This window comes from Comamonas testosteroni, from assembly GCF_014076415.1.
Taxonomy (GTDB): domain Bacteria; phylum Pseudomonadota; class Gammaproteobacteria; order Burkholderiales; family Burkholderiaceae_C; genus Comamonas; species Comamonas testosteroni_F.
This window is the reverse complement of record NZ_CP043568.1, coordinates 4,239,612-4,259,987: the sequence shown is the minus strand read 5'-3', so window position 1 is coordinate 4,259,987 and position 20,376 is coordinate 4,239,612. Positions and strand designations below refer to the sequence as shown.

The following is a 20,376-nucleotide window of genomic DNA, read 5'->3' as shown; positions in this document are numbered from 1 at the left end:
AGCGGCGACCCGGGAGCATGAAACCACTCCTGGGGCTGACGAACCGAGCCAACGACGACTCAAAACACCAAGGAGACCAATATGAACTTCAACCGCCGTGAATGGCTGCAGGCCGCAGGTGCGGGCAGCGCGGGAGCGCTGCTTTCGGGCCTTGGCCTGCCCGCGCTGGCCCAGGCGCCGCTCGAGAATCTGAACATCATCACCGGCTTCGCGGCCGGTGGTACCTCGGACGCCATCTGCCGCCGCGTGGGCACCAAGCTCGCCGCCTATGCCAAGGCAGTGGTGGTGGAGAACCGTACGGGCGCGGGCGGGCAGATCGCCATCAACTACGTCAAGGGCCGTCCGGCCGATGGCTCGGTGATGCTGCAGACGCCCACCTCCATGCTCACCATCTACCCGCATATCTACAAGAAGCTGGGCTACGACCCCGTGGCCGATCTCACGCCCGTCACCGTGGGCTGCATCTTCGACTTCGGCTTTGCCGTCGGCCCCATGGTGCCGGCCAGCGTGACCACCGTGCCCGAGTTCTTCGCCTGGGCCAAGACCCATCCCGACGGTGCCAGTTTCGGCTCGCCTGCCGCGGGCTCCACGCCGCACTTCGTCGGCGCCCTGCTGGGCCAGCAGGCGGGCGTGGACTTCAAGCACGTGGGCTATCGCGGCTCGCAGCCTGCGCTCATGGACATGATGGGCGGCAACATCGCTGCAGTGAGCTGCCCCGTGGGCGACGCCATGCAGCACGCGGCCAGCGGCAAGATGCGCCTGCTGGGCGTGAGCGGTGCCAAGCGCAACCGCTTCATGCCCAAGGTGCCCACCTATACCGAGCAGGGCTACAAGAACATGGCCCACAGCGAGTGGTTCGGCTTCTTCCTGCCAGCCAGGGCCAAGCCCGATCAGGTGGAGCGGCTCAACGCACAGATGCGCCAGGCCCTGGCCAGCCCCGATGTGGTCGACAGCCTGGCCGTGTTCGGCCTGGAAGCCATGTCGTCCTCACCCGCCGAGCTGGCGACGCTGATCAAGGAAGATCTGGCCAAGTGGGCGCCCATCGTCAAGCAGGTGGGTTTCACGGCCGAGGCCTGATCAACCTTGTCCGGCGGTCTCGGGGCCGTGCCGCCTGCCTGGCGGCCGGCGCGGCCCCGTTGCATCACCTGGCAGGGGCTCAGACGTACTTTCCGGTCAAGCCGCCGTCGGCGACGATTTCCGTGCCCGTGATGTAGCTGGCGGCATCCGAAGCCAGGAAGGCGCAGACGTTCGCCACTTCCCACGCAGTCCCCATGCGCTGCAGCGGCACCTGCCGTGCCCGCTCAGCCTTGGCCTCGTCCAGGCTGTCGGAGAACATATGTGCCACATTGGCGCTCACGCGCGGCGTATCGATCAGGCCGGGCACGACCGTGTTGGCCCGAATTCCGTGCGGCGCATACTGCTGCGCAATCATGCGCGTCATCTGGATGACAGCGGCCTTGGTTGTGCAATAGGCCAGATGCGGATAGCCGAGATAGCGCAGTCCCGCAACCGATGCGATCGAGATGATGCTGCCGCAGCCGCGCTGCACCATCGCAGGCAGCACGGCCTGGCAGCTCAGCATGAGGCTTTTCACGTTCACGCTGTGAATGCGGTCCAGGTCCTCTGCGCTGGTTTCCAGCGGTCCACCCGTCTTGCCTATGCCCACGTTGTGATGGAGCACGTCGATGGCCTGGTGCCTGGCAGCCATGTCTCTGAAGGCCGAGAAGATGTCCTCTTCGCGCGCCATGTCGGCCTGATAGGCAAAGGCGCTGCCACCTTCGGCCTCGATCAGTTGCACGGTCTCCTTGGCAGAGTCAAGATCGCGGTCCATCACGCATACCGTCGCTCCCTGTCGTGCATAGGTGATGCACGATGCGCGACCGATGCTCCAGCCAGGAGCGATGGAGCCGCCACCGGCGACGGCGACCGTGCGGCCAGTCAGATCAAGCAGTGCGCGCAAAGGTGGCGCAGCATCGGGAGTGGTGCCGGACATTTCACTGCTCCCCTGCCGCACCAGGGCTTACGTATGCAATGGCATGCTCGACGGTTTCCCAGATGAATCGGCCCGAAGGGTTCTGCTGCTCTTCGGCGATATGCGCAACCAGTCCTGCCGCGCGCGAGATCACGGCGAACCCGCGCATGATGCGGGTGGGTACACCGATCTCCCCCAGCAGGGCAGCCACGGCGCCCGTGGCATTGATGGTGATCGCGCGGCCGGCACTTTCGTCCACGGCCTTGGACAGCATCTCCAGGGCGCGAATCCTGTCACCTTTCAGATCCGCCTCCTCGCGTCCCATCTCCAGCAGCTTGTAGGCGCGGGGGTCGACCGGCTTGTGAAGATGGTGTCCGAATCCGGGGACGGGCGACTTCTGCGACTGGTAGTGGCTGGCGATGCTGCGGGCTTCCTCCATGGGGCTGGAGGCTGCGATGATGCGGTCGAGCAGTCCCGAGCAGTTCTCCATGGTGCCGACAAACGAGCTGCCCACGGCCAGCAGGCCCGCAGAGACGGCTCCCTGCAGATTCTCCGGTGCGCTCATGTAGACGACGCGGGTGGCAATGGCACTTGGAGTGAGTCCATGCTCCATCAGCACGATCAGCACCACATCGGTGATGCGCAGGTCCACGGGGCGTGGGCTGCGTCCGAGGATCTGCATGAGCATCACCTCCGTGAAGGTCTTCTTGCCCATGAGGTCCTGCACGAGATCGGCATCGCCGTAAGTCAGGCTGGTGAGCGTATGCGTGCACAGGCTGGTGGTGGGGGGCTTTTTCCTTGGGTTCATGGCTTGCTTTCTTCAGGTGTTGCTGCCGTTGGCAATGGCCAGGTCGCGCACGGCATTCTTGAGAACCTTGCCCACGGGAGAGCGCGGCAGTTCGCTCATGAAGTGGATGCGTTTCGGGGTTTGGACAGGGCCGATCCGTTCGCGTAGAAAGGCCGCGAGATCGGCCTCGGTGGCCTGTTGGTGAGGCCGCAGCTGCACTGCCGCCTGGACGCTTTCGCCCCATTTGTCGTCAGGAATGCCGAAGACGGCGCATTCATGCACGGCCGGGTGCTGGGCGAGGGCGTTCTCGACCTCGATCGGGTAGACGTTGAAGCCGCCCGTGATCACCATGTCCTTCAGGCGATCCTTCAGATAGAGGTAGCCGCGTTCGTCGAACATGCCGCGGTCGCCGGTGTGCAACCAGCCGTCGACCAGCGTCTCTGCCGTCTTCTCGGGCAAGTTCCAGTACCCGGTCATCACCAGCGGCCCGCGCGCGACGACCTCGCCCACCTCGCCGGTTTCAAGCAAGCGGCCTTCGGGAGACATGATGGCCACGTCGCTGTACCAGGTGCGTCGTCCGACGGCGGCCCAGTTGGCTTCGTGCTCGAAGTCCTCGGGTCGCATCACGGTCAGAATCTGGGGGGCTTCGGTCTGTCCGTAGGTGGTGCCGAGCACGGGGCCGAAGAAATTCCGGACTTCGCGAATCTTTTCCGGGGGCATCGGTGCGCCGCCGTAGATCAGGCGCTTGAGGTGAGGGAAGTCGGCGCGCGTCGTGCCTTGCAGTCCCATCAGCATGTACACCAGGGTTGGCGGCATGAAGCACACCGTGCCGCCACGGTGCTTGAACGTGTCGCGCACCGCCTGCGCGCCGGAACCGTCCATGATCACGTGGCAGCCGCCCTGCGCAAGAATAGGAAGCACATAGGTCGAGGTGCCGTGGGTGATGGGGGCGGCCATGACATAGCGGTCCTGTTCATCGAATGACCAGGCATGGATCTGGTTGACGATGTTGGCCATCCACGCCCGGTAGGGCTGCATCACCCCTTTGGGCGCTCCGGTGGTGCCTCCCGTGAACTTGATGGCTTGCGTTGCGTCTTCGTGCAGATCGAAGCTTGGAATCGGTGCACCTGCGTGCCGGGATATCAGCTGTGCCAGAGTGGGCTGCTCTGCCTCGGCCGTGCCGATCAGGATGCGCCGAGCCCGTGCGTCGCTGACCAGATCCTCGTAGCCAGCTTCTACGATCAGAATGCTGGCGTCGACGATGTCCGTGATGCGGCGGATCTCGGATTGCGTGCTCTTGGGGTTCAGAGGCACCCACACCTTGCCGCAGGCCAGCACAGCCAGAAGTGCAACGATATGCTCGGCGCTGTTGGTGGCGCAGATGGCCACGCGCGATTGCGGCCTGGGGTCCAGCGCCAGCAATCCGCTGGCCGTGGCACAGACCTGCTGTGCCAGCTGTTCGAAGCTCAACTGCTCACGCGGCGTGTCGATGGCGATGCGCTGCGGCCAGCGCTGCACCGCGCGCCAGAAGAAATCGATGGGATACATAAAGCCTTGTCCTGGTGAGTTAGTTCGCCTTGGCGCCCGATGCCTTCACGACCTCGCTCCAGCTCTTGAGTTCGCTGGTGACGAATTTGCGCATGTCGTCGGGCGTTCCCGGTGCCGTGGTTGCGACCAGTTCATCCAGTCTTTGCTTGATGCCGGGGTCTTTCAGCGTCTGGTTGAGTGCGGTGTTCAGACGCTTGATGACGGCTTGCGGCGTGCCAGCCGGAGCGGAAATGCCAAACCAGGACTGCACTTCGAAGCCGGGGAAGCCGGATTCGGCCAAGGTCGGCACATCGGGCAGCAAGGGGGAGCGCTCCTTGCTGGTAATGGCCAGTGCGCGCAGCTTTCCTGCCTTCACATGCGGCATGGACGAGGGCGAGTTGTCGAACATGGACTGCACCTGCCCGCCAAGCAGGTCGGAGACGGCTGGCGCACTGCCCCGGTAGGGAACATGCAGCATGTTCAGCCCGGTCTTCATCTTGAACATCTCGCCGGAGAGATGGATGGAGGAGCCGCTGCCCGAGGAGGCGAATGTCAGGCCGTCACTGGAATTCTTCGCGAACCTGACGTAGTCCTGCACCGAGTGGATCGGCAGGCCCGGATTGACCACCAGCAGATTGGGAATCTTGGCGATCAGGCCTACCGGCTCGAAGTCCTTGACGGGGTCGTAGCCCAGCTTGTTGTACAGCGATGCGTTGATGGTGTTGGCGATCGTGTAGACATACAGGCTGTATCCGTCGGCAGGAGCGCGGGCGACGATTTCTGCGCCCACGTTGCTGTTGGCGCCGGTACGGTTGTCCACGATGATGGACTGCCCCAGCTCCATGCCCATCCGGTTGGCCACAAGGCGCGCAACGATATCGGTAGCGCCGCCGGCCGCATAGCCGACGACAAGTTTGATGGGCTTGGTGGGCCAGCTGGTTTCCACGGCCGGTGCCGCTGATGCCAGGCATGGGCCCAGCGTTGCGGCGATGGCGATGCAGATGTTTCTGCGATGCCTTTCCTGCTTCATGATTGTCTCCTTGAAAGGGTTATGGGGGTTCTTCAGCGCTGTCGAACCCCATATGCCGAGAGCCATGGCTTGTCGGCGATTGTTTCAATGAGCGGGGAAATGAATGAATGAAAACGTCTGCCTGCCGGACGAAATCACTAGGCGAAAACCCTCTGCAGGAGAGGAGAGCAAGACTTTGAGTCGTGGCCTGGCGGTTATGGATGCCGTGCTTGCCGGGCCGCAGGAGGGGATGCGTGTGGTCGAGCTGTGTCGACAGACAGGTCTTGAGCGGGCCACCATCTATCGTCTGCTGGCGGCATTGCAGGAGGCTCGCTATGTGACGCTGGTCTCACGTTATCGCTACGGGCCCGGCGAGCGCTGGCAGGCGCTGGTGCCCAGCAGCAAGCAACGCGAGGATCTGGCGCAGCGGCTTGCGCCTGTTCTTGCAGCCATCAGCGAAGGGTGTGGGGATGCTGCATTTGCCGTGGTACGCGATGGTGGTCTGTCCCACTGCATTGCGCGGCACGTGGGCAACTACCCCATCCAGATTCTGGTGATACAGGTGGGTACGCGCCAGCCCCTAGGGGTCGGGGCCGCCGGACTGGCGCTGCTCTCGGCACTGGCAGACCGAGAGGTGGAAGCGGTGCTCGACGTCAACGCGCCAGCGCTCGCGTTGTACGGCGGCATGACCCAGCAGCGCCTGAGACTGCTGGTGCAGGCAACGCGGGAGCGAGGCTGGTCACTGGTGGGCAACCATGCGACCCAGAATGTGCTGGCGGTGGGCATGCCGGTGTGCGATGCCAGCGGCGATGTGCTGGCAGGAATCAGCGTGGCTGCCTCCGAAAATCGCATGCCGCGCGAGCGCCAGCGCCGGGTCGTGCAGCTCATGCGCAAAAGCCTGCGCGCCCATGGCTTCGACGCGTTCTGAGCTGCAGACAGGGGTCATCGCAGCTGTAGCGGCTTAACCCTGTTCTGCCAGCAGGTCCTGCAAGGTCTTGACCTGCAGGCGCAGGCGCTCGTTCTCGGCTTCCAGCTCGGTGACGCGGGCCTGCAGCTCTTCGGGGCTGGCAGCTGGCGCGGCTTCTGCCGATTCTTCGGTTTCGGACTTGGCGGCCTTGGGCTTTTTCTTGGCATCGCGCACGCGCTTGGCGGCCTGCTTGAGCGCGTCGGCACCTTCGGCGGCCACGGCTTGCTGCTCTTCCTCGGGGAGGGTGGCGACCACGGCAGCGGCGTTGAGCGAGAGTTCGCCGGCCTTGACCGCAGCCACGACTTCGGGCGCTGCCTTTTCCTGGATGGTCTCGATCATCTTGACCTGGCCGGCCGACAGGCGGGCGGCGCGTGCCAGGGCTTCACGCGTGTCCAGCGCTTCGTCGGGCACCTTGGCCACGCTGGCCAGGGCCTGGGCCACCACGGGGTCGGTCTCGCCTTCCCAGGGGGCTTCCTCGCTGGCCGGCTGTGCGGCCTTGGCAGCGTTCACGGCAGCTGCAGCGGCAGCGCGTCGCTCGGCAATGATCTCGCGCTTGCGCAGCGCCAGCACGCCGCGCTGGAAGTCGGAGACCGAGCGGCGGCCCAGATGCTGGTCGATCATCCACAGATGCACGTCATCCATGTTCTTGAACTGCGTGGCCTGCACGGTGTTGAAGGGCAGGCCGTGCTTGCGGCAGATGCCGTAGCGGTTGTGGCCGTCGATGAGCAGATCGCCCCAGACCACCAGGGAGTCGCGGCAGCCTTCGGCGAGGATGCTGCGCTCCAGCGATTCGTGCTCGTCCGGGGTCAGAGGGTCGATATAGGCCTTCAGGCCTTCGTCAATCTTCAGTTCCATGTGTGTTCTTTAAATTGAGGAGCTGCTTGCGCTTGTTCGTATTCGTTTTCAGCATGAAATCAATGTGAATTCAAGAGAGGGCGAGCGGAAGCAGCTATAGACAAAAGAGCAACGCCCCAGCGTATGGGGCGTTGGAAAAGCAAAGCCGGTCGAGCTTACAGCAGTCGCGAAATCAGCGCACCTTCCACAGGGCCTTCCAGCGGAATGCGCACGCGCACGGGGTTGCCCTGTGCGACTTCCACGGGCTGGCCTTCGAGGTTGAACATCTTCTCCAGCAAAACCCGCCGGTTGCCCTGGGGATGAATCACTTCGATGGTGTCGCCCACGGCGAAACGGTTCATGGTTTCAATCTCGGCCATGCCGTCGGCCCAGCCGCGCACCGCGCCCACGAAGTGGCTGCGCTGCAGCACGCTGTGGCCGGTTTCGTAGTTCTGGTAGTCGTTGGCAGGGCGGCGCTCCAGCAGGCCGCCGGTATAGCCGCGGTTGGCCAGACCTTCGAGTTCGGTGATCAGCTCGGGGTTGAACGGGCGTCCGGCCACGGCGTCGTCGATGGCGCGGCGGTAGGTCTGGGCCGTGCGGGCCACGTAGTACAGGCTCTTGGTGCGGCCTTCGATCTTGAGCGAGTCCACGCCGATCCTGGTCAGACGCTCCACATGCTCCACGGCGCGCAGGTCCTTGGAGTTCATGATGTAGGTGCCATGCTCATCTTCCATGATGGGCATCATCTCGCCAGGGCGGCCTTTTTCCTCGAGCAGATAGATGGCATCGGCCTTGGGATGGCGCTGCTGGTCGCCGCAGGTGCTGGTGAACTGGTTGTCCAGATCGTTCTTGGCTTCTTCGAAGTTGAAGCCGTTCTCCATGGTCTGGCCCAGTGCCTCGCCGGTGTTGGGGTCCACGGCCGCGTCATGCGTCTTGTAGTCCCAGCGGCAGGCGTTGGTGCAGGTGCCCTGGTTGGGATCGCGGCGGTTGAAGTAGCCAGACAGCAGGCAGCGACCCGAGTAGGCGATGCACAGCGCGCCATGCACAAACACTTCCAGCTCCATGTCGGGGCATTCCTGGCGGATCTTCTCGATCTCGTCCAGGCTCAGCTCGCGCGACAGGATGATGCGCGAGACGCCCATCTTCTGCCAGAACTTCACGGTGGCGTGGTTGGTGGTGTTGGCCTGCACGGACAGATGAATTTCCTGCTCGGGCCACTTTTCCTTGACCATCATGATGAGCCCGGGGTCAGCCATGATCATGGCGTCGGGCTTCATGGCGATGATGGGCTCGATGTCGCGCAGATAGGTGCGGACCTTGTCGTTGTGCGCAATCAGATTGCTGGTCAGGAAGAACTTCTTGCCGCGCGCATGGGCCTCGGCAATGCCCTGGCCGATCTGCTCCAGGCGGAATTCGTTGTTGCGCGCGCGCAAGCTGTAGCGCGGCTGGCCGGCGTAGACGGCGTCGGCACCAAAGTCGTAGGCGGCGCGCATCTTGTCGAGCGAGCCGGCAGGCAGCAGCAGTTCGGGGGCTTTGAGGGTCATGATGGCGCTATTGTCCCGCATAGCGCTTTTCACTGTGGCTTGCTAAGGCTACGTGGTCTGTAGCAGTTGCGCGTGCAGTTGCTGCGCAGGCAATGACTGGGAGGCCGTCGCGGCGGGCGTGCACAGCAGCAGCTTGCGCTGTGCCCAGGCGTCGGAAAGAGGTACGGCCACCACGCCGGTGGCGGCGCCGTGGCGCTGCACGGCGGCCAGCGGCAGCACGGCAATGCCCACGCCCTGGCCCACGAGCTGGCACAGCCCCTCGAAATGCTGCAGCTGGACCTGGATGCGCAGCAGCCTGTCATTGATCCGCAAGGCCTGTTTCTGCAGCAGCTGCTGCAAGGCGGAGTCACGGGGCAGGCCGACCCAGTTCTCATGCAGCAGCTCGGCCAGCGGCAGTTGCAGGCGCCCGGCCAGCGCATGGCCCAGCGGCAAGGCGGCGGCCAGCGGGTCCGGCCTCCAGGGCAGGCAGTGCAGGCCTGCCAGGGCACAGCTGTCTTCGGCATCCCAGGCCGCCACTCCGATATCACACAGGCCCTGGCGCAGTCCGGCCAGCACTTCGCTGCTGGGGCATTCCTGCAGCTCCAGCGCAATCTGCGGGTGCTGGCGCAGAAAGCCGCTGACGGCCAGCGGCAGATGCTCGCGCACGGCCGAGGTATTGCCGCGCAGCCGGATCTGCCCGGCCAGGCCAGCGCCGAATTCACCCATGGCTCCGCGCAGGCGCTGCATCTGGCTGAGCACCTGGCGCGCATGCTGGCCCAGAGTATGGCCTGCAGCCGTGGGCTGCACGCCGCGTGCCTGGCGAATGAGCAGCGCCGTGCCCAGAAGCGCCTCCATGCCGCGCACGCGCTCGCTGGCCGAGGCCAGCGTGAGATGGCTGCGCTGTGCGGCCGCTGTCAGCGTGCCGCTGTCGAGGATGTGCACAAACAGCTGGAGGTCGGTCAGGTCAAAGCGCATGGTGTTCAAGCCTAAGGTTTATACGAAGTCTGGTTTTGGCAAATCCCGCTGGTAAAGCATCTTCCATAGCTGGATTATCAATGCTAGGCAATAGAGCAATGATTTTTGCTGAGGTTTGATAGTTCGGATAATACGAAGGATTGATGATGTGGAATGAAGGCTGGATGGCTGCGGCAGCCATTGCCGTGTTTGGACTGGCGGGTTGTGTCAAAGGCGTGGTGGGTCTGGGCCTGCCCACAGTTTCCATGGCCTTGCTGGCGGTGTTCATGCCGCCCGCGCAGGCGGCGGCCCTGCTGCTTTTGCCATCGCTGGTGACGAATCTGGTGCAGATGCGGCCCGTGGCAGGTTTGCGGCCCTTGCTGCAGCGTCTGGGCTGGATGCAGCTGGGCATCGTGCTGGGCACGCTGGGAGGTGTGGCCCTCTGGGGTGGAGTCGGCAGCCTGTCCGCAGCCAGACCGGCGCTGGGCCTGGCGCTGGTGATGTACGCCCTGTGGGGGCTGTCGGGCCTGCGCTGGCAGACGCCGGCGCCGCACCAGGCCTGGCTGGGGGCAGTATGCGGCCTGCTGACGGGCGCCATCACGGCGGTGACCGGTGTCTTTGTCGTGCCTGCCGTGGCCTTTCTGCAGTCGCTGGGCCTGTCCCGCCCCGCGCTCATGCAGGCCATGGGCCTGTGCTTTACCACCTCCACGCTGGCCCTGGGGGCCGGTTTGCTCTGGCAGGGCCAGGGACTGGGCGCGCAGGCGCAGGAGATGGGGCTGGGACTGCTGGCTTCGGCCCTGATGCTGATTCCGGCCCTGGCCGGCATGCACTGGGGCGAGCTGCTGCGCGAAAAACTCTCGCCCGAGCTTTTCCGGAAGCTGCTGATGCTCAGTCTTCTGGCTCTGGGTGTCTACCTGTGCTTCTGAGTGGCAGGGGCCGCAGCGACATTGCCGCCACCCCAGGGTTCGGGAGGAAGGCGGCAATGTCGTCCCGGGACGGTTACAGGCGGAAGACCTTGACGGCCTGGCCGCGCTCGACTTCCCAGTGCTGCTGGCTGCGCAGGCGCTGGGCCTGCCCCTGGCTGCGCGCATTGTGCTGCGCCAGCTTGATGGCCAGCAGCTCGCGTGCCAGCCGCTTGTTGGCATGCTGGCTGCGTTCGCTCATGACCTTGACGGCAATCCCGCTGGGCACATGCAGGGCATGGACGGCCGAGTCCGTGGTGTTGACATGCTGGCCGCCCTTGCCTGAAGCCTTGCAGGCCTGGAACTGGATCTCGCCGTCCATGGCCAGCTGGCGCGGCGGCTCGCAGCGCTGCACGGCGACGAACCAGTTCTTGCGCGGATGCCGGGGTCGGAAGGGGCTGGCGAAGATCCACTGGATGGTGCCCTGCCATTCGCGCAGTGCCGGCGTCTCGCGCTCGCAGCGCAGCAGCACCGACCTGTAGCCGGCCGGGGTGCGGAACTCCTCCAGCACCTCGACGGCCAGGTCCTCGGCGGCGCAGGCCTGCAGCAGCTTGCGCAGGGTCAGCTGCAGTGCGTACTCGCATTCGGCGGGGCCGTGGGCCGAGCTCAGTTGCATCAGCAGCATTGCAGGGCTCCCTTCTTGTAGGTCAGCAGGGGCCTGAGGCGCGCGACCAGCTCCACCAGGCCGGCTTGCTGCAGGCTGGCGACCACGGAGTCCACGTCCTTGTAGGCCTGGGGAGCCTCCTCGTAGACCAGCTCGCGGTCGGCGCAGACCACGGCGCTGCCGAAGCGCGTGCGCAGCAGCTCGTCCAGCGTGAAGCGCGGCCGCAGCCGGCCCATGCAGTCCGTGCGCGCCCATTTGCGGCCGGCGCCGTGTGCCAGCGAATCCAGGGCCTCGTGCCGGCCGGCGATGGGCCGCACCAGATAGCTGTAGTCGCCGCGCGAGCCTGGAATGACGACCAGCCCCCGGTCTGCCGGCGTGGCGCCCTTGCGGTGCAGAAAGCCGTCCTGGCCCTGCCAGTGGTGGGGCAGCACATGGTTGTGCGTGATGTCGAGCACGGCTTCTGCCTGGGTGCGGATCGCGCGCAGCAGGCGCTGGGCGATGCTGCGGCGGTTGAGCCGCGCATAGTCAATGGCTGCATCGTGCTGCAGCAGGTATTGCCTTGCGGCTTCGCTGCCGGCGGCCAGGCCGTCGTGGCTGAAGCGCTGTAAATGCTCGCGCAGTATGGAGCCGCCAAGGCCGCGCGAGCCGCTGTGCACCATGAGGTGCACGCGCTTTTTGTCGAGCGCGCCTTCCTCGTAGAGGGTCTCGATCTGCTGCAGTTCGGCAAAGTGGTTGCCGCCTCCGATGGTGCCCAGATTCTGCAGCAGACAGGCCAGATCGGCGACGCCGCTGGTCTGCGCGATCTGCTGCAGCTGCTCCATGTCCACGGTCTCCAGCAGCTCCTGAGGCAGAGGGCCGTCGATATTTCCCACGGCTTTTTCGAGCCTGGTGGCCGAGGTCTTGTGCACGGCCAGCTCGGTTGCGTACAGGGACATGCCGCAGCCTATGTCGCCGCCGACCAGGGCCGGGTAGAAGCGTCCTGTCGAGAAGAAGGCCGCGCCCACGGGATAGCCCCGGCCCGGATGCAGGTCGGGAAGACCCACGGCGGCGCGGATGCCGTCCAGATTGGCGGCTGTGGTGTGAAGTTGCTGGATGGCAGCGTCCTCGATCCAGACGCTGCGGTTGGCGAACACCTTGACATAGGTGTCCGAAAAAGAATTGCCCATGAATGGCCCTTGGTCGAATGCATGAAATCAGCGATGGGGCAGTCGCGACATGCTCGGCCGAGAGGCATCCGGGAATTCACGCGCAGCGCAAAGACTGACTCCATGTCGTTCCATGGGTCGGCCAGGGTCTGCAGCGTGGCGGGAAGCGCTAGAAGGCTTTAGGCGTGCACGACTGCAAAGGGATTTGTCGTCTGGGACATGTCTCTCTCCTTTGCGTGAGTGGGGGAAGGCGCGCAACCCTTCGTGGATTGCGGCAAAGAAAGGCATGCTATGGACTGGCGAGCGGCGGCGCAAGCCGTGCAGGTCGATGCGTTGTGGATTGGCAACAGATATGAAAAAGCCCCGCAGGCCATGCCTGCGGGGCTTGAGGGACAGCGCGGGGGGAGTCCTGCGTCAGTCCTGAGGCCTGAAGCCGATGACCAGATCCGACGGTACCTTGCCGTCGATATCGCGCGGCAGCTTGTCGGTCTTGTGCAGGGCGCGGACCACGGCCTCATCCCAGGCCGCGTTGCCGCTGGACTTGGAGATCGTGGCACTGGTGATGGTGCCGTCCGGTGCCGTGCGCACGCGAACCTCGGCACGCGGATTGCCGCTGACCGCATCGGGGTAGACGATGTTGGGCTTGACGCGTGCGGCCACCTTGGCACCGTAGCCGGCCGATGGGCCGCCGCTGGCACTGCTGCCCGTACCGCCGGTGCGACTGCCGCCAGCGCCGCTGTGATCGCTGCCACCGCTGCCGCCAGCACTGCCGGAGCCGCCGGCCAGCCCTTGCAGGCGTGCCAGCTCAGCCTTGCGGCGATCATCGGCTGCCTTGGCATCCCTGGCGTCCTTGGCAGCCTTCTCCTTGGCTTCCCTGGCCGCTTTTTCCTTTTCAGCCTTGTCCTTCTCGGCTTTTTCCCTGGCAGCCTTGTCCTTGGCGGCTTTTTCAGCTTTCTCTTTCTCAGCCTTTTCCGCTTTTTCCTTCTCGGCCTTGTCCTTGGCCGCCTTTTCGGCCTTTTCCTTTTTCTCGTGCTCGAGCTTTTCCTTGCGTTCCTTTTCCGCTTTTTCAGCCTTCTCGGCCTTTTGCTTTTCCAGCTGCGCCTTTTCAGCCTTTTCCTTTTCGGCCTTGTCCTTCTCGGCTTTTTCCTTGCGCTCTTTTTCCTTGCGCTCTTTTTCGCGCTGTTCGCGGGCTTCCTGCTCGGCCTTTTCCTTCTTCAGCTGCTCCTGCTTTTTCTTTTTGGCCAGGGCAATCTCGGCCTCATGATCATCGTCATGGGCCTGAGCCTTGGGGGCCGGCGCAGGAGGAGGCAGCGGTGCAGCCACGGGCTCCGGCGGAGGAGGTGGCGGCTCGGGAGCCGGGGCTGGCTCCGGCGTGGGCTCCGGAGCGGGAGGCGGTGGTGTCACGGCGGCTGCGGAAGCCGGGGCGGAGCTGCTCCAGACCTCGGCTTCGACCATGGCTTCTTCGGCTTCCTTGGGGGGGCGCACCGTCCACAGCAGGGCCGCGATCAGCAACCCGTGCGCGGCCAGGGCGAGCGACCATGAGCGCGCCCGGCCTTTGGGGCGGGGCGGGGCAAACTGATCGCGATCTTGCTGGTTAGGCATGGTGAATTGGTGGTCTGCGCGGGCTGCGGCTTCAAGGCATCAAAGTCGCGGCTGGCGGCAGAGCTTCATGTATGGGTCAGTTGCTGGAAGAGGAAACAACGCCGAAGGCTATGCGCTTGACGCCAGCCTTGGACAGCGTGGTATGCGCCTTCATGACGTCATCGAAGGGCAGACCCTTGTCGGCGATGATCTGGATGGCGCTGTCCTCGCCCTGGCCTTGCTGCCAGGACTGGGCCAGGCCCATGAGGTCGCCAGGCTTGATGGTCTGGGTATTGCTGCCGTTCTTGAACTGGATGCTGCCGTCCTTGTCGAGCAGCACATAGGCAATGTTCTTGGTCGGCGGGCGCGAGGACTTGCCGGCGCTGGGTACATTGATGGAGCCGGGCGTGAGCATGGGGGCCGTCACCATGAAGATGATGAGCAGCACCAGCATCACGTCGATGAAGGGCACCATATTGATTTCATTGACGGTGCGGCGATTGCGACCGCGTGAACTCATGGCTGGCATGGATCACTCACTCCTTACAAATAGACTGCATAGCGCAGGCTGAAGACACCGAGCAAGGGCCGCCCCGCAGCAGGGGCTGCCCCAGCGAAGCTGTCGTCCTCCTCCCGAAGAGAGAGGGGAAAGGCGCGAAGCGGCTCAGGGGGTGCTTCATTTCAATGGCCGGAGGCGGAGCCGCTGGCGGTGGAGCCGACATTGCGCTGCAAGATATTGGAGAACTCTTCGATGAAGGTTTCTTCCTGGCTGGCGATGCGGTCGATGTGATGGGCGTAGCGGTTATAGGCCGTCACGGCGGGGATGGCTGCAAACAGACCCATGGCAGTGGCCACCAGGGCTTCGGCAATGCCCGGGGCCACGGTGGCCAGCGTGATCTGCTCCATGTTGGCAAAGCCGGTGAAGGCGTGCATCACACCCCATACGGTGCCGAACAGGCCGACGTAGGGCGAGACCGAGGCCACGGTGCCCAGAAAGGACAGGCCGGATTCGATCTCGTCGAGTTCGCGCTGAAAGCTCGCGCGCATGGCTCGGCGCGTGCCGTCCATCAGAGTGGCGACGTCGCCGATGCGGCGCTCGCGCAGCTTCTGGTATTCACGCATGCCGCTGGCAAAGATGCGCTCCATGGGGCCGCCGGTCTTGGCGTTCTGCGCGGCAGAGGCATAGAGGTCGTTAAGGCTGGTGCCCGACCAGAAGTCCTGCTCGAAGCTGTCGTTGAGCGAGCGCACGCGCTTCAAGGTCTGGGCCTTGCGAAAAATGGTGGCCCAGCTCGCTATGGATGCGATCACCAGGATCAGCATGACCAGTTGCACCACCCAGCTGGCCTGCATGATGAGGCTGAGGATGGACATGTCTTGGGAGTTCATGAAAGTTGCTCCAGGATATGGTTCGGAATTCTCGCGGGGCGCATGGTCTTGCCATCCACCCACCCAATTCGGATGGAGCCCGTGCACAGTGGCGTGGGCTCTTGGGCTTGACTGTTGGAATGGACCAGCAGCGCCTGCTGCTCGATTGTGAGCGAAGCGCGGCCGGCACTTTTCAAGCTAGCGGTAACAAAGAGTTGGTCATCGAGTCGCGCCGGGTGCAGATATTCAAGCTGCGCAGACGTTACGACAAAGATGCCGCCGGTTTGTTCCCGCAGCTTTTGCTGGGCGATGCCCAGCGAGCGCAACCACTCGGTGCGGGCGCGCTCGAAGAACTTCAGATAGTTGGCATAGAACACGACGCCGCCGGCATCGGTGTCTTCCCAGTAAACGCGCAGCGGGAATGTGAACACCCCGGCTGCGGCGGCTTGCATCGCATCGGCCCCGTCAGGCAAAGGCGCTGGTTGGCTCTGCATCATCACGGATTCAGCAGAAGAGCTTTTTCATGCGAGCAATGGCTTCCTGCAACTGCTCCATGGAGTTGGCGGTGGAAAAGCGCACATAGTTCGCCGTCTCGGCCTGACCGAAGTCGCGGCCGGGGGTGATGGCCAGGTGTGCCTGGTTCATCAGCGCATAGGCAAAGTCCCAGCTGCCCTTCACGCCGAGCTTTTCGGCGGCAGCGCGGCAGTCAGCCCAGGCGTAGAACGCACCATCGGGCTTGACGGGCACGGGCAGGCCTATCGATTCGAGAGCCGGGATGAAGTAGTCGCGGCGGGCCTTGAACTCGGCGCGGCGGCGTTCGTATTCGGCAAGGCTTTCGGGCTCGAAGCAGGCCAGGGCCGCGTATTGCGACACGGTGCTGGCGCAGATGAACAGATGCTGGGCCAGCATCTCGATGGGCGCGACCAGGGACTCGGGCACCACCATCCAGCCCAGGCGCCAGCCCGTCATATTGAAGTATTTGCTGAAGCTGTTGATGGAGATGATGTCATCGCCCAGCTGGAGTGCCGATTGGCCGAAGGCTTCGTCATGCGACAGGCCCAGATAGATTTCGTCGACGATGGTCAGTCCGCCTTTGGCGCGCACGACGTCGTGGATGCGACGCAGCTCGTCGGGGGCAATCGAGGTGCCCGTGGGGTTGGACGGCGAGGCCAGCATCACGCCGCGCGTGCGCTCGCCCCAGGCCGCTTCGACCTTGGCGGCACTGAGCTGGAAGCGCTCTGCCGCCGAGGACGGAATCAGCACCGGCTTGCCCTCGGCCGCCGAGACAAAGTGCCGGTTGCAGGGGTAGCTGGGATCGGGCATCAGCACCTCGTCGCCCTCGTCGATCAGCGCCAGGCAGGCCAGCTGCAGCGCGGCCGAGGCGCCGGCCGTGATGATGATGCGGCGCGCCGGTACGTTCACGCCGAAGCGGCTGGCGTACCAGGCGCTGATGCGCTCGCGCAGCTCGGGCAGGCCCGGTGCCTGGGTGTATTGCGTGCGGCCGCCGCGGATGGCGCGTTCTGCAGCTTCCTGCACCAGAGGCGGGGCGCTGAAGTCCGGTTCGCCGATGTTCAGATAGATCATGGGCGTGCCGCTGGCGCTGGACTGGCGGGCCACTTCCTGCGCGTGCTTGGCCATTTCCATGACGTAGAAAGGCTCGATGCGTTGGGCGCGACGGGAAAGCTCGATGACGGACATGGACGACGTTATTCTTTCAATCAATCAGCGTTCGGGAGCAATCGGGCAACTGCAGGGCGTACGCTGCAGCAGCTTTGCGCCCATAAAAAAACTGCAACCAGCCAGCGGGTGCACGATAGCACCAGCGGCCCTGTTGCAGTGTTTGCTTTGACTATGCATGCAGCGGCAGCAGGGCCGCGCAGGCGCGGCGCTGCAGGTCAAGCGCTTCAGCTGGCAGACTTGTTGGCGCGGTCATGCGCCACTTCGGTGGCACGCAGCTCGGGAGCCAGCCCGTTGAGCACGGCGTTGACATACTTGTGGCCGTCGGTGCCGCCAAATTCCTTGGCCAGCTCGATGCACTCGTTGAGCACCACGCGCCAGGGTACGTCAGGGCAGTTCTGGAATTCATACACGCCAATCCACATGCAGGCATGTTCGATAGGCGAGATTTCGGTCAGGCCGCGATCGAGCTTGGGCGTGATCAGTGCATCCAGTGCAGCTTCGTTTTCCACGCAGCCGCGCAGCAGTGCATCGTAGTGCACCACGTCGGCCTTGTGAAAGCCGGCCAGATCGCGCGTGAAACGGTCGATGTCGAGCACCGCATTGCGGCCCACGATGTGCTGATACAGGCCTTGCAGTGCGAACTCGCGTGCGCGGCTGCGATTGGATTTGGAGCCCGCCTTGCGTGCGCCGGTGCTGGTCAGGCCGGTGCGCTTCTGGGGAGGGCGGCGCGAGCCGGACTCGCTGGATTGTTCTTCACTCATGATCGTCGTAGGAGTTGAGCAGATTGGCCATTTCCACGGCGACGCGGGCTGCGTCGCGGCCCTTTTCGACCTGGCGGGCAATGGCTTGCTCCATGTTTTCTGTGGTGATGATCGCGTTGGCGATCGGCAGTCGGTAGTCCAGGCTCAGACGTGTCACGCCTGCGCCCGATTCGTTGGCTACCAGCTCGAAGTGGTATGTCTCCCCACGGATGATGCAGCCCAGCGCCACCAGGGCGTCGTACTGATCGGTGTCGGCCAGTGTCTGCAGCGCCACGGGCACTTCGAGTGCGCCGGGGACGGTGACATGGTCGATGTTCTCGGTCTTCACACCCAGTGCCAGCAGCTCGTCGCGGCAGGAGGCAAACAGGGTGTTGGTAATGCTTTCGTTGAAGCGTGCTTGCACGATGCCGATCTTCAGCTCGGCGCCGTTCAGGTTCTGGCCTTGGCCTTTTTCTGCGTTTTGCATCTGGTGTTCCGTCTTTTATTCTTTGGGGATGTAACCCGTGATTTCCAGGCCGTAGCCCGCCATGCTGGGCATGCGGCGGGGCTGGCCCATGAGGTGCATCTTGCTCACGCCCAGCTCGCGCAGGATCTGCGCGCCCACGCCATAGGTGCGCAGATCCATGCGGCCGCGTTCGGGCGCCTGGGCCGAACGGGCCTTGCCTTCGAATTGGGTCAGCAGCTGCTCGCCGGACTCGCTGCAGTTGAGCAGCACGGCCACGCCCTGGCCATTGCCATTGATGTACTTGAGGCTCTCGTCCAGGCACCAGGAATGCTGGTTGCGGCCGGTTTCGAGCGCATCGAGCACCGACAGCGGCTCATGCACGCGCACGGGCACGGTGGTGTCTGGCTGCCATTCGCCCTTGACCAGTGCCAGGTGCACGGAGCCGCTGGGTACGTCGCGGAAGGCATGGGCGATGAATTCGCCATGGGCCGTCTGCATGGGGCGGCTGCCCACTTTCTGTAGCAGCGATTCGTTGCGGCTGCGGTATTCGATGAGGTCGGCAATGGTGCCGATCTTGATGCCGTGCTCGGCGCAGAACAGCTGCAGATCGGGCAGGCGGGCCATGGTGCCGTCGTCCTTCATGATCTCGCAGATGACGGCCGAGGGCGTGCAGCCTGCCAGCGCTGCCAGATCGCAACCGGCCTCGGTGTGGCCGGCGCGCATGAGCACGCCGCCGTCCACGGCCTGCAGCGGGAAGACATGGCCGGGCTGTACCAGATCGCTGGGCTGGCTGTTCTTGTTCACGGCCACCTGGATGGTGCGCGCACGGTCGGCGGCCGAGATGCCGGTGGTCACGCCTTCGGCGGCTTCGATGGAGATCGTGAAGGCCGTGCTGTACACGGTGCCGTTGCGCGCGGCCATGGGCGGCAGCTTGAGGAATTCGCAGCGCTCGCGGGTCAGCGTCAGGCAGATCAGGCCACGGCCGAAGCGGGCCATGAAGTTGATGGCCTCCGCTGTGACATGGTCGGATGCCAGAACCAGATCGCCTTCGTTCTCACGGTCTTCTTCGTCAACGAGAACGACCATGCGGCCGGCACGCATTTCCGCCACGATTTCTTCGACGGGCGAGATGGGCACAGGTTGGAGGGAGCTGTTCATGGAATGCCTTCTTGGACGTGAACTGGATGCGATGCACTGCAGTCGGCGGCTGGCGCATGACACGCACCAGTGAGGCATTGCCGACGCCGCCATGGGCGCAGGCAGGACTTCCAAAGAACGTGTGAGGCGGGAGGCCGCCTGGGCGGAGCCGCTTTCTGCAGGGTAAGGCCTTGCGGAAAGCGCTCATTCTATTGCAGAGCGAGCTTTGAGCGCGCGAGCCGACCCTGAAACCATGATGCAGTGCAAGAACGGGACGCAGCTCCAATGCGCAGCATCAAGCAAGGGCCGCCCCGCAGCCCAGCAATGATGCCGTCCTGCTTGGGAGGGGCGGCGAGGCCGCTCAGGGGGATTTTTAGTACTCGTGATCCTTGAGCACCACATCGCTGTCGGGATAGGCGCAGCAGGGCAGCACATAGCCTTCGGCCTGTTCCTCTGTCGTCACGCCCGGCCACTCGATGTCGTAGTGCACGCTGCCCGATACCAGCTGTCCCATGCAGGTGCGGCAGGTGCCGTTGCGACAGGAGCTGGGCCAGTTCACGCCGCCGCTCTCCAGCGAGTCCAGCAGCGACTGGTCGGTCCAGGCGTCGACCTGCTGGCCGCTGGGCTCGCACTTGGCGATGAAGAAGGGAGGGGCAAAAGCAGAGTCGTTGGACATGAGGCGCTGTAGTGATTCTTTGCAAAACCCGTTGTTGTAGCCGGTTTGCCAAGGCCGTGGGCCCGGTGCGGATTGCCTGTTTTTTCAGCGCTGAAAAATGAACCTTTTGAAATCAATGACTTGCCTGACTTATTCATTGGACCGGTGCAGTTGTTCACAAGGATGTCCAGCGTAGGACGGGATAAGTGTCTGTCTGTCGGATAGGGGCTGATCAAAAAATAGGCAGTTTGAGAAATTCCTGATAAATCAAGTGCTTGAGACATTGCTGCAAAAGCTATTCAGGCTTGTCCACAGGCTTGTTGAGAAAAATTGGGGAAAAGCCTGGCGCTTGTTGTTCTGGGTAACTCAAGCCGTAAACACGGTGAAGCATCCTCGTTTTCCTGCGCGTCCCTAAAAGTAGAGGTTGCTTCAACGGACGCTCCTGCTGCGGCTCTTCATAGGAACGCC

Annotated in this window: 21 protein-coding genes; 3 read left to right on the top strand and 18 right to left on the bottom strand. The window is 64.0% G+C overall.

From position 1 onward, the window contains the following. Window positions 1–81: 81 nt before the first annotated feature. Complete coding sequence (locus tag F0P97_RS19620; protein WP_182283608.1) at window positions 82–1,077, top strand: Bug family tripartite tricarboxylate transporter substrate binding protein; 996 nt, start codon at window positions 82–84, stop codon at window positions 1,075–1,077. 79 nt (window positions 1,078–1,156) lie between these two features. On the opposite strand, the gene F0P97_RS19615 is transcribed toward F0P97_RS19620, so the two are convergent. The 4 genes from F0P97_RS19615 to F0P97_RS19600 are packed head-to-tail and all read right to left on the bottom strand — an operon-like array spanning window position 1,157 to window position 5,316. Next, window positions 1,157–1,993 carry an SDR family NAD(P)-dependent oxidoreductase gene (locus F0P97_RS19615; protein WP_182283607.1) on the bottom strand — a complete coding sequence of 279 codons (837 nt, stop codon included), beginning with the start codon at window positions 1,991–1,993 and terminating at the stop codon, window positions 1,157–1,159. 1 nt (window position 1,994) lies between these two features. Continuing rightward, window positions 1,995–2,780, bottom strand: coding sequence for a citryl-CoA lyase (locus F0P97_RS19610; RefSeq protein WP_182283606.1), 786 nt, complete (start codon window positions 2,778–2,780; stop codon window positions 1,995–1,997). A 12-nt stretch (window positions 2,781–2,792) separates the two neighbouring features. Beyond that, window positions 2,793–4,307: a class I adenylate-forming enzyme family protein gene (locus F0P97_RS19605; RefSeq protein ID WP_182283605.1), complete on the bottom strand. Its 1,515-nt coding sequence runs from the start codon at window positions 4,305–4,307 to the stop codon at window positions 2,793–2,795. Window positions 4,308–4,326: 19 nt separating this feature from the next. Next, window positions 4,327–5,316, bottom strand: a complete 990-nt coding sequence (locus F0P97_RS19600; RefSeq protein WP_182283604.1) for a Bug family tripartite tricarboxylate transporter substrate binding protein — start codon at window positions 5,314–5,316, stop codon at window positions 4,327–4,329. A gap of 103 nt (window positions 5,317–5,419) precedes the next feature. Here F0P97_RS19600 and F0P97_RS19595 point away from each other — a divergent pair, with 103 nt between their 5' ends. Then, a complete protein-coding gene (locus F0P97_RS19595; protein WP_182283603.1) occupies window positions 5,420–6,223 on the top strand; it encodes an IclR family transcriptional regulator in 804 nt (267 codons plus the stop codon). A gap of 33 nt (window positions 6,224–6,256) precedes the next feature. Here the strand turns inward: F0P97_RS19595 and F0P97_RS19590 are convergent, their stop codons facing one another. The 3 genes from F0P97_RS19590 to F0P97_RS19580 form a co-directional block, all read right to left on the bottom strand. Beyond that, window positions 6,257–7,117, bottom strand: a complete 861-nt coding sequence (locus F0P97_RS19590; protein ID WP_182283602.1) for a plasmid replication/partition related protein — start codon at window positions 7,115–7,117, stop codon at window positions 6,257–6,259. 155 nt (window positions 7,118–7,272) lie between these two features. Then, complete coding sequence (gene yegQ / locus F0P97_RS19585) at window positions 7,273–8,661, bottom strand: tRNA 5-hydroxyuridine modification protein YegQ (protein WP_182283601.1); 1,389 nt, start codon at window positions 8,659–8,661, stop codon at window positions 7,273–7,275. A 27-nt stretch (window positions 8,662–8,688) separates the two neighbouring features. Beyond that, on the bottom strand, window positions 8,689–9,594 hold the full coding sequence (locus F0P97_RS19580; RefSeq protein WP_182283600.1) for a LysR substrate-binding domain-containing protein: 906 nt from the start codon (window positions 9,592–9,594) through the stop codon (window positions 8,689–8,691). A 146-nt stretch (window positions 9,595–9,740) separates the two neighbouring features. Here F0P97_RS19580 and F0P97_RS19575 point away from each other — a divergent pair, with 146 nt between their 5' ends. Next, window positions 9,741–10,499 carry a sulfite exporter TauE/SafE family protein gene (locus F0P97_RS19575; protein ID WP_182287261.1) on the top strand — a complete coding sequence of 253 codons (759 nt, stop codon included), beginning with the start codon at window positions 9,741–9,743 and terminating at the stop codon, window positions 10,497–10,499. Between the two features lie 73 nt (window positions 10,500–10,572). Here the strand turns inward: F0P97_RS19575 and prfH are convergent, their stop codons facing one another. The 11 genes from prfH to F0P97_RS19520 all read right to left on the bottom strand — a co-directional run bounded on the left by prfH (window position 10,573) and on the right by F0P97_RS19520 (window position 19,929). Next, window positions 10,573–11,160 carry a peptide chain release factor H gene (gene prfH / locus F0P97_RS19570; protein WP_182283599.1) on the bottom strand — a complete coding sequence of 196 codons (588 nt, stop codon included), beginning with the start codon at window positions 11,158–11,160 and terminating at the stop codon, window positions 10,573–10,575. Next, window positions 11,151–12,305: an RNA ligase RtcB family protein gene (locus F0P97_RS19565; protein ID WP_182283598.1), complete on the bottom strand. Its 1,155-nt coding sequence runs from the start codon at window positions 12,303–12,305 to the stop codon at window positions 11,151–11,153. The genes prfH and F0P97_RS19565 overlap by 10 nt, the downstream gene beginning before the upstream one ends. A 393-nt stretch (window positions 12,306–12,698) precedes the next feature. Beyond that, the gene (gene tolA, locus F0P97_RS19560) at window positions 12,699–13,886 is read right to left on the bottom strand and encodes a cell envelope integrity protein TolA (protein WP_182283597.1); all 1,188 of its coding nucleotides are present in this window, start codon (window positions 13,884–13,886) and stop codon (window positions 12,699–12,701) included. Window positions 13,887–13,962: 76 nt separating this feature from the next. Next, complete coding sequence (locus tag F0P97_RS19555) at window positions 13,963–14,394, bottom strand: biopolymer transporter ExbD (RefSeq protein ID WP_003077683.1); 432 nt, start codon at window positions 14,392–14,394, stop codon at window positions 13,963–13,965. A 152-nt stretch (window positions 14,395–14,546) separates the two neighbouring features. Further along, a complete protein-coding gene (gene tolQ, locus F0P97_RS19550; RefSeq protein ID WP_182283596.1) occupies window positions 14,547–15,251 on the bottom strand; it encodes a protein TolQ in 705 nt (234 codons plus the stop codon). Next, the gene (gene ybgC, locus F0P97_RS19545; RefSeq protein ID WP_182287260.1) at window positions 15,248–15,682 is read right to left on the bottom strand and encodes a tol-pal system-associated acyl-CoA thioesterase; all 435 of its coding nucleotides are present in this window, start codon (window positions 15,680–15,682) and stop codon (window positions 15,248–15,250) included. The genes tolQ and ybgC overlap by 4 nt, the downstream gene beginning before the upstream one ends. A gap of 52 nt (window positions 15,683–15,734) precedes the next feature. Then, window positions 15,735–16,928: a pyridoxal phosphate-dependent aminotransferase gene (locus F0P97_RS19540; RefSeq protein ID WP_182283595.1), complete on the bottom strand. Its 1,194-nt coding sequence runs from the start codon at window positions 16,926–16,928 to the stop codon at window positions 15,735–15,737. 206 nt (window positions 16,929–17,134) lie between these two features. After that, on the bottom strand, window positions 17,135–17,671 hold the full coding sequence (gene nusB / locus F0P97_RS19535) for a transcription antitermination factor NusB (protein WP_003063915.1): 537 nt from the start codon (window positions 17,669–17,671) through the stop codon (window positions 17,135–17,137). Beyond that, entirely contained in the window at window positions 17,664–18,137 is a 474-nt protein-coding gene (gene ribH, locus F0P97_RS19530; protein WP_182283594.1) for a 6,7-dimethyl-8-ribityllumazine synthase, read from the bottom strand. Before ribH ends, nusB begins: the two co-directional genes overlap by 8 nt. A gap of 15 nt (window positions 18,138–18,152) precedes the next feature. After that, complete coding sequence (gene ribBA, locus F0P97_RS19525) at window positions 18,153–19,274, bottom strand: bifunctional 3,4-dihydroxy-2-butanone-4-phosphate synthase/GTP cyclohydrolase II (protein ID WP_039048770.1); 1,122 nt, start codon at window positions 19,272–19,274, stop codon at window positions 18,153–18,155. A 352-nt stretch (window positions 19,275–19,626) separates the two neighbouring features. Continuing rightward, entirely contained in the window at window positions 19,627–19,929 is a 303-nt protein-coding gene (locus F0P97_RS19520) for a 2Fe-2S iron-sulfur cluster-binding protein (RefSeq protein ID WP_149356639.1), read from the bottom strand. Between the last annotated feature and the right edge of the window lie 447 nt (window positions 19,930–20,376).